The sequence below is a fragment of the Bradyrhizobium sp. genome (assembly GCF_016462955.1).
Lineage (GTDB): Bacteria > Pseudomonadota > Alphaproteobacteria > Rhizobiales > Xanthobacteraceae > Bradyrhizobium.
This window is the reverse complement of the sequence record NZ_JAEMSD010000200.1, coordinates 2155-8162: the sequence shown is the minus strand read 5'-3', so window position 1 is coordinate 8162 and position 6008 is coordinate 2155. Positions and strand designations below refer to the sequence as shown.

Here is a 6008-nt window from a genome sequence, read left to right as displayed (position 1 = left end):
ATGTTGTCCGGCGTGGCGATGGCGCTCTTCATCGCTTTGCGCATCCAGTTGGGACTGGCCGCGAACATCAAGCCTTCAAGCACGAACAGAATGCCAAGGCCGATGAGGAAGTCGGCGAACGCAATGGACCTCATCGGAATGGAACCTCCCGCTATGCTGTTCTTGTCTGGACAAAGGGCGGCCAGACCGGCCGCCCTTGTCTAGCTTACGGCTTCGCCGGCGTCTCGCTTGGCGTCCTGCCGGAGGCGCTACCGAAGTACCGGAAGAAATCCGAGTCCGGCCGCAGCAGGAAACGGGTATCGTTCGCGCGCAACCCGTTCTCATAGGCCGCCATCGACCGGTAGAAGGCAAAGAAGTCGGCGTCCTTGCCGTAGGCTTCCGCGAACAGGCGGTTGCGCTCGGCATCGCCCGCACCGCGGGTCTGCTCGGACTGCGAATTGGCTTCCGCGATGATCACGGTCGCCTCGCGATCGGCCTTGGACTTGATCTCCTGAGCCTTCTGGGCACCCTGCGCCCGGAACTCGGCCGCCTCGCGGTCGCGCTCCGTCTTCATGCGCTGGTAGACCGCTTGGCTGTTCTGCTCCGGCAGGTCGGCGCGGCGGATCCGGACGTCGACGACCTGAATGCCGTAGCCATCGGCTTCGCGGTCGAGCTGCTCGCGGATGCGCTGCATCAGCTTTTCGCGGTCGTCGCGCACCACGTTGATGAAGGTGACCTCGCCGAGCACGCGGCGGAGCGCTGCGTTCAGGAGGGTGGTGAGCTGGATATTGGCGGCCTGGATCGAGCCGACGCTCTGGTAGAAGCGCAATGCATTCTTGATGCGGTAGCGCGCGAAGGCATCGACCACGAGCCGCTTCTGGTCGGACGCGATCGCTTCCTGCGACGGGTTCTCCAGGTCGAGAATCCGCTTGTCGATGTTGATCACCGAATTCCAGGGCGCCTTGAAATGCAGGCCGGGCGCGGTGACGACCTCGACGGGCCTGCCGAACTGGAGCACGATCGTCTGCTCGGTCTGCTGCACCGTGAACAGCGACATGTAGCCGACGACCACGACGAACAGGAGCACGAGCAGCGTGACGAAACCTGTGACCGGAGACCTCATCGGTTGCCTCCGCTCGACTGCGCACCGGTGGCAGGCGTCCGCTTGGGCGCCAGTTCGGGAAGCGGCAGATAGGGCACGACGCCCTGTCCCGATGGGCCGCCGTCATAGACGAGCTTGTCCGCGCCGCCGAGCACGCGCTCCATCGTCTCCAGGTAGATCCGTTCACGCGTCACGTCGGGCGCCTTCTTGTACTCGTCGTAAACCTTCAGGAAGCGCGCGCTCTGGCCCTTGGCCTCGGCGACCGCCTGCTCCTTGTAACCTTCGGCATCCTGCAGGATCTTGGCCGCGCGTCCGCGCGCCTGCGGGATCACCTGATTGGCATAGGTCTGCGCCTCGTTCTGCAGCTGCTCCTGGTTGGCGCGGGCCGCCTGGACGTCGCGGAACGCGTCGATCACCTGCGCCGGCGGATCGACCTTCTGCATCTGCACCTGGGTGATGAGGATGCCCGCGCCGTAGCTGTCCAGGGTCCTCTGGATCAGCTCCTGGACGCCCTGTTCGGTGACGTTGCGCGCACCGGTCAGGATCGGCTGGATCTGAGAGCGGCCGATCACCTCGCGCATCGCGCTCTCGGCGACCGCCTTCACGGTGCCCTCGGGGTTCTGGATGTTGAAGAGGAAATCGCCGACACCGTCCGGCTTGATGCGCCAGAGCACGGTGAAGTCGACGTCGACGATGTTCTCGTCGCCGGTCAGCATCAGGCTCTCCTCAGGCACGTCCCGAATGGTCCGGCCGCGCCGTGCCGGATCCTCGATCAGCGTCATGCCGATGGAGGTGGTATTGACGCGCAGCGCCTTCGGCAGCAGCACCGTCTCGATCGGATAAGGCAGGTGATAGTTCAGGCCCGGCTGCACGGTGCGGACATGCTTGCCGAAGCGCAGCACGACACCGAGTTCTTCGGACTGCACGCGGAAGAAACCTGACAGCAGCCAGAATGCGACGATCAGCAGGATGATCAGCGTGATGCCGATGCCCGAGAAGTAACCGCCCGGCATCATCTGCTGGAGGCGGTCCTGGCTGCGGCGCAGAAGGTCTTCCAGATCCGGCGGCCTCGGCCCGACCGGTTGCGGGCCTGAGCCCCATGGTCCCTTTGGACCCGAGCCCCATGGGCCACCGCCCTGATTCTTCCACGGCATTCGACGCTCTCCTCGGCAGGGCAGAATGCCCCCGCCCGCTTTGTCCGGTCCGGCTTTATAGGGGACAGGCAGGTCCCTTACAACGCAACCCGGGCCGTCCTCCGAGCTAAGCTCAGGGGCAGAAAAGTCAATGTTAACATTGGCAAATGCGGTTAATGCCCCGCCCGCCGACGATATGTCACATAGGAGAAGTCGGCGCTGTCGTCAGGTCCTGCAGGATGACGGATGCGCGTCGTCTCGTCCCACCCCGCCTTGTCGATGGCGAAATGCGTGTCGCCTTCCGGCCGCGCATGCACTTCGGTGATTTCGAGGCGATCAGCGCGAGCGAGCCAGTGCCGGTAGATCTCGGCGCCGCCGATCACCGCAATCTCAGTGACCGAACGCCGCAGGGCATCGCCGCGCGCGACCGCCTCCGCATCCGCTGCGGCCATCGTAACGATGGCGCCGGCGGCACGATAGGCCGCATCGCGCGTGATCACGATGTTGGTGCGGCCCGGCAACGGCCGGCGCAGGGACTCGAAGGTCTTGCGGCCCATGATCACCGGCTTGCCGATCGTGAGCGCCTTGAATCGGGCCATGTCGGATTTCAACCGCCACGGAATGGCGTTGCCCGCGCCGATGACGCCGTTCTCCGCGATGGCAACGACGAAGACGATCTCCATCAGGGCGCGTTCCCGGCGAGGCGCGTCAGCGCAGGCCCGGTGACGCGGCACAGCGTCCAATCATCCATCATGACCGCCCCGAGCGATTTGTAGAATGCGATCGACGGCGCGTTCCAGTCGAGCACCGCCCATTGCAGGCGCGACCAGCCGTTCTCGACGCATTCCCTGGCAAGATAGACCAGCAGCGCCTTGCCGAGACCCCTGCCCCGATGTGATGGCCTTACATAGAGATCTTCGAGATAGATGCCGTGGCGACCGCTGAAGGTCGAGAAGTTCGCAAACCACACCGCGAAGCCGGCCGGCTCACCGTTCCACTCCGCGATCGCGCAATAGAGCTGCGGCTTTTCGCCGAACAGTGCGTCGGCGATGTCAGCCTCGGTCGCCTCCACCTCGTGCGACAGTTTCTCGTATTCAGCAAGCTCGCGGATGAAACCCAGAACGAGCCCGGCTTCGCCCGGGCGCACGTGGCGGATGTTGAGCGACATAGACGCTAGACCGCGACTTCCGCCTTGATGTGCGGATGCGGATCATAGCCGACGAGCTCGAAATCCTCGTAGTGGAAGGAGAAGATGTCCTTCACCTCGGGATTGATCCGCATCACCGGCAGCGGCCGCGGCGCGCGGGTGAGCTGGAGCCGCGCCTGCTCCAGATGGTTGGAATAGAGGTGGGCGTCGCCGAACGAATGCACGAAATCGCCGGGCTTCAGGCCGGTGACCTGCGCCACCATCATGGTGAGCAGCGCATAGGAGGCGATGTTGAAAGGCACGCCGAGGAATACGTCGGCCGAGCGCTGATAGAGCTGGCACGACAATTTTCCGTTCGCGACATAGAACTGGAACAACAGGTGGCAGGGCGGCAGAGCCATCTTCTCGACGTCGGCGGGATTCCAGGCGGTGACGATCAGCCGGCGGGAATCGGGCGTGCGCTTGATCATGTCGATGACATTGGCGATCTGGTCGATGCTGCGCCCGTCCGCCGTGGGCCATGAGCGCCATTGATGGCCGTACACCGGGCCGAGATCGCCATTGGCGTCCGCCCATTCGTCCCAGATGGTGACGCCGTTGTCGCGGAGATATTTGATGTTGGTGTCGCCCTTCAGGAACCAGAGCAGCTCATGCACGATCGCCTTCAGCGGCAGCCGCTTGGTGGTCAGCATCGGGAAGCCGGCGGACAGGTTGAAGCGCATCTGATGGCCGAATACCGAGAGCGTGCCGGTGCCGGTCCGGTCGGTCTTCTCCGCGCCGTCCGAAAGAATCCGTTCGAGCAGGTCCTGATACTGATGCATGTGTCATGAGCCTTTGGGAGGCGGCGAACTTAACGGTGCCTCCCGTGCGACGACAGCCGCGATTCGCTGCCTCCACCGATTATACCCGGAAAAGTGAGCCTTTCCGGCAAAACGACAAGGGGCGGAACTCAGCGTCCCGCCCCTCGCCTATCGACTTGATGGCTTTGCTTAATTTGCCGGCTTGAGCACCGGGCTCCACTTCGCGATCTCGCTCTTGACGAGGGCCCCCAGCGCCTCCGGCGTGCGGTCCTTTGGCCCAGGGATGACGCTGCCGAGCTCGAGCAGGCGCTTCTTCACGGTCTCGTCGTCGAGCGCCTTGTTGGCGGCGGCGTTCAGGGTCGCCACGATGGCGGGCGAGGTTCCCTTGGGCGCGAACACCGCGTTCCACGCCTGGGCCTGGAAGGCCGGCAGGCCGGCCTCCGCCGTGGTCGGCACGTTCGGCAGCGACGGGTTACGCTCGGCCGTGGCGATCGCGTAGGCCTTGATGGTGCCGGCATTGATCTGCGGCACGGCGTTGACGATCTGGTCGCACATGTAGTCGACCTGTCCGGCCACGAGCGCGTTCATCGCGGGTCCGGTGCCGCTGAAGGGCACTCCGACGGGCTTGATGTCGAGAATGGAGTGGAGGAGTTCGCACGAGACGTGCGAGACCGAGCCGACGCCGGCATGGGCAGCATTCACCTTCTCGGCATTCGCCTTCACGTAGGCGACGAACTCCTTGAGATCCTTCGGCGGAAAATCCTTGCGCGCCAGGATCAGGATGGGCGTGCCCGCCAGCAGCGCGATCGGCTCGAAATCCTTCTCGGGGTGATAGGCCAGCTTCGGATAGAGCGGCACCGAGGCGGCATGCGTACCCATGTGCCCGGTGATCAGCGTGTAGCCGTCATTGGCCGCGCGCGCAGCGCGCGTCGTGGCCGTGGTGCCGCCGGCGCCGACGACGTTCTCGATGACGATGCTCTGCCCCAGCGTCTGCGCCATGTTCCCCGTGACGATGCGCGAGATCACGTCGGTCGGCCCGCCGGCCGCGAACGGCACGATCATGGTGATCGTGCGGGTCGGATAGGTCTGCGCCTCGGCCGGCGCGATGAAGCTGCCCAGCGATGCGAGCGTTGCTGCACATGCGCCCGTGAGCGCGCGAATGAACGTCATGGCGATTCCCCTGTCGGTTCTTTGGGCTACAAACAAAATGCCGGCCCAAAGGCCGGCATCTCCATTTCACGAAGCCGTAACACAAGTCGATTCGACTTCCGAATGCGGCGCGCCGACGCAGGACTGAGCCGACGCAAGCGCACCCAACATCAATTCTCGGACTCGGTGAACACCTCGTCGCGCTTGGCGCGCAACGCCGGTAGCACCGTAAGCACAAGAAGGCCAGCCGCGACCGCCAGCAGCACCGCCGACAACGGACGCGTCAGGAACACGCTCCAGTCGCCGCGCGAGATCAGCAGCGCACGGCGCAGGTTCTCTTCCATCAACGGTCCGAGCACCATGCCGAGCAGCAGCGGCGCCGGCTCGAAATCGTGCTTGATCAACCAGTAGCCGACGAGACCGAAGATACCGGCCAGGATGACGTCGACCGGAGCATTGTTCACCGAATAGATGCCGATCGCGCAGAAGATCACGATCGAGGGGAACATCAGCCGGTACGGCACGCGCAGGAGCCGCACCCAGATGCCGACCAGCGGCAGGTTGATGATGATCAGCATCAGATTGCCGATCCACATCGAGGCGATCATGCCCCAGACGAGATCGGGCTGCTTCTGCATCACCTGCGGGCCCGGCACGATGCCGTGGATCGTCATCGCGCCGACCATCAGCGCCATCAC

Annotated in this window: 8 protein-coding genes; all 8 read right to left on the bottom strand. The window is 64.4% G+C overall.

The features are described from left to right. The coding region (locus tag JHD07_RS20335) for a DUF2065 domain-containing protein (RefSeq protein WP_291625119.1) at positions 1 to 134 on the bottom strand (134 nt) is incomplete at its 3' end. Positions 135 to 205: 71 nt separating this feature from the next. Continuing rightward, complete coding sequence (locus tag JHD07_RS20330; RefSeq protein ID WP_291625115.1) at positions 206 to 1102, bottom strand: protease modulator HflC; 897 nt, start codon at positions 1100 to 1102, stop codon at positions 206 to 208. After that, a complete protein-coding gene (gene hflK / locus JHD07_RS20325) occupies positions 1099 to 2235 on the bottom strand; it encodes an FtsH protease activity modulator HflK (RefSeq protein ID WP_291625113.1) in 1137 nt (378 codons plus the stop codon). The genes JHD07_RS20330 and hflK overlap by 4 nt, the downstream gene beginning before the upstream one ends. Before the next feature lie 152 nt (positions 2236 to 2387). Then, positions 2388 to 2897 carry a dihydrofolate reductase gene (locus JHD07_RS20320; protein ID WP_291625111.1) on the bottom strand — a complete coding sequence of 170 codons (510 nt, stop codon included), beginning with the start codon at positions 2895 to 2897 and terminating at the stop codon, positions 2388 to 2390. Further along, positions 2897 to 3382, bottom strand: coding sequence for a GNAT family N-acetyltransferase (locus tag JHD07_RS20315; protein ID WP_291625109.1), 486 nt, complete (start codon positions 3380 to 3382; stop codon positions 2897 to 2899). The genes JHD07_RS20320 and JHD07_RS20315 overlap by 1 nt, the downstream gene beginning before the upstream one ends. Positions 3383 to 3387: 5 nt before the next feature. Beyond that, entirely contained in the window at positions 3388 to 4182 is a 795-nt protein-coding gene (locus tag JHD07_RS20310; protein ID WP_291625107.1) for a thymidylate synthase, read from the bottom strand. Between the two features lie 168 nt (positions 4183 to 4350). Beyond that, a complete protein-coding gene (locus JHD07_RS20305) occupies positions 4351 to 5331 on the bottom strand; it encodes a tripartite tricarboxylate transporter substrate binding protein BugD (RefSeq protein ID WP_291625105.1) in 981 nt (326 codons plus the stop codon). 149 nt (positions 5332 to 5480) lie between these two features. Continuing rightward, a partial coding sequence (locus tag JHD07_RS20300; RefSeq protein WP_291625103.1) for a tripartite tricarboxylate transporter permease occupies positions 5481 to 6008 on the bottom strand: 528 nt, incomplete at its 5' end.

Excerpts from the sequence above, each read along its gene's own strand:
- hflK (WP_291625113.1), bottom strand. The coding sequence starts at position 2,235 with ATGCCGTGGAAGAATCAGGGCGGTGGCCCATGGGGCTCGGGTCCAAAG.
- JHD07_RS20330 (WP_291625115.1), bottom strand. The coding sequence starts at position 1,102 with ATGAGGTCTCCGGTCACAGGTTTCGTCACGCTGCTCGTGCTCCTGTTC.
- JHD07_RS20305 (WP_291625105.1), bottom strand. The coding sequence starts at position 5,331 with ATGACGTTCATTCGCGCGCTCACGGGCGCATGTGCAGCAACGCTCGCA.
- JHD07_RS20310 (WP_291625107.1), bottom strand. The coding sequence starts at position 4,182 with ATGCATCAGTATCAGGACCTGCTCGAACGGATTCTTTCGGACGGCGCG.
- JHD07_RS20315 (WP_291625109.1), bottom strand. The coding sequence starts at position 3,382 with ATGTCGCTCAACATCCGCCACGTGCGCCCGGGCGAAGCCGGGCTCGTT.
- JHD07_RS20320 (WP_291625111.1), bottom strand. The coding sequence starts at position 2,897 with ATGGAGATCGTCTTCGTCGTTGCCATCGCGGAGAACGGCGTCATCGGC.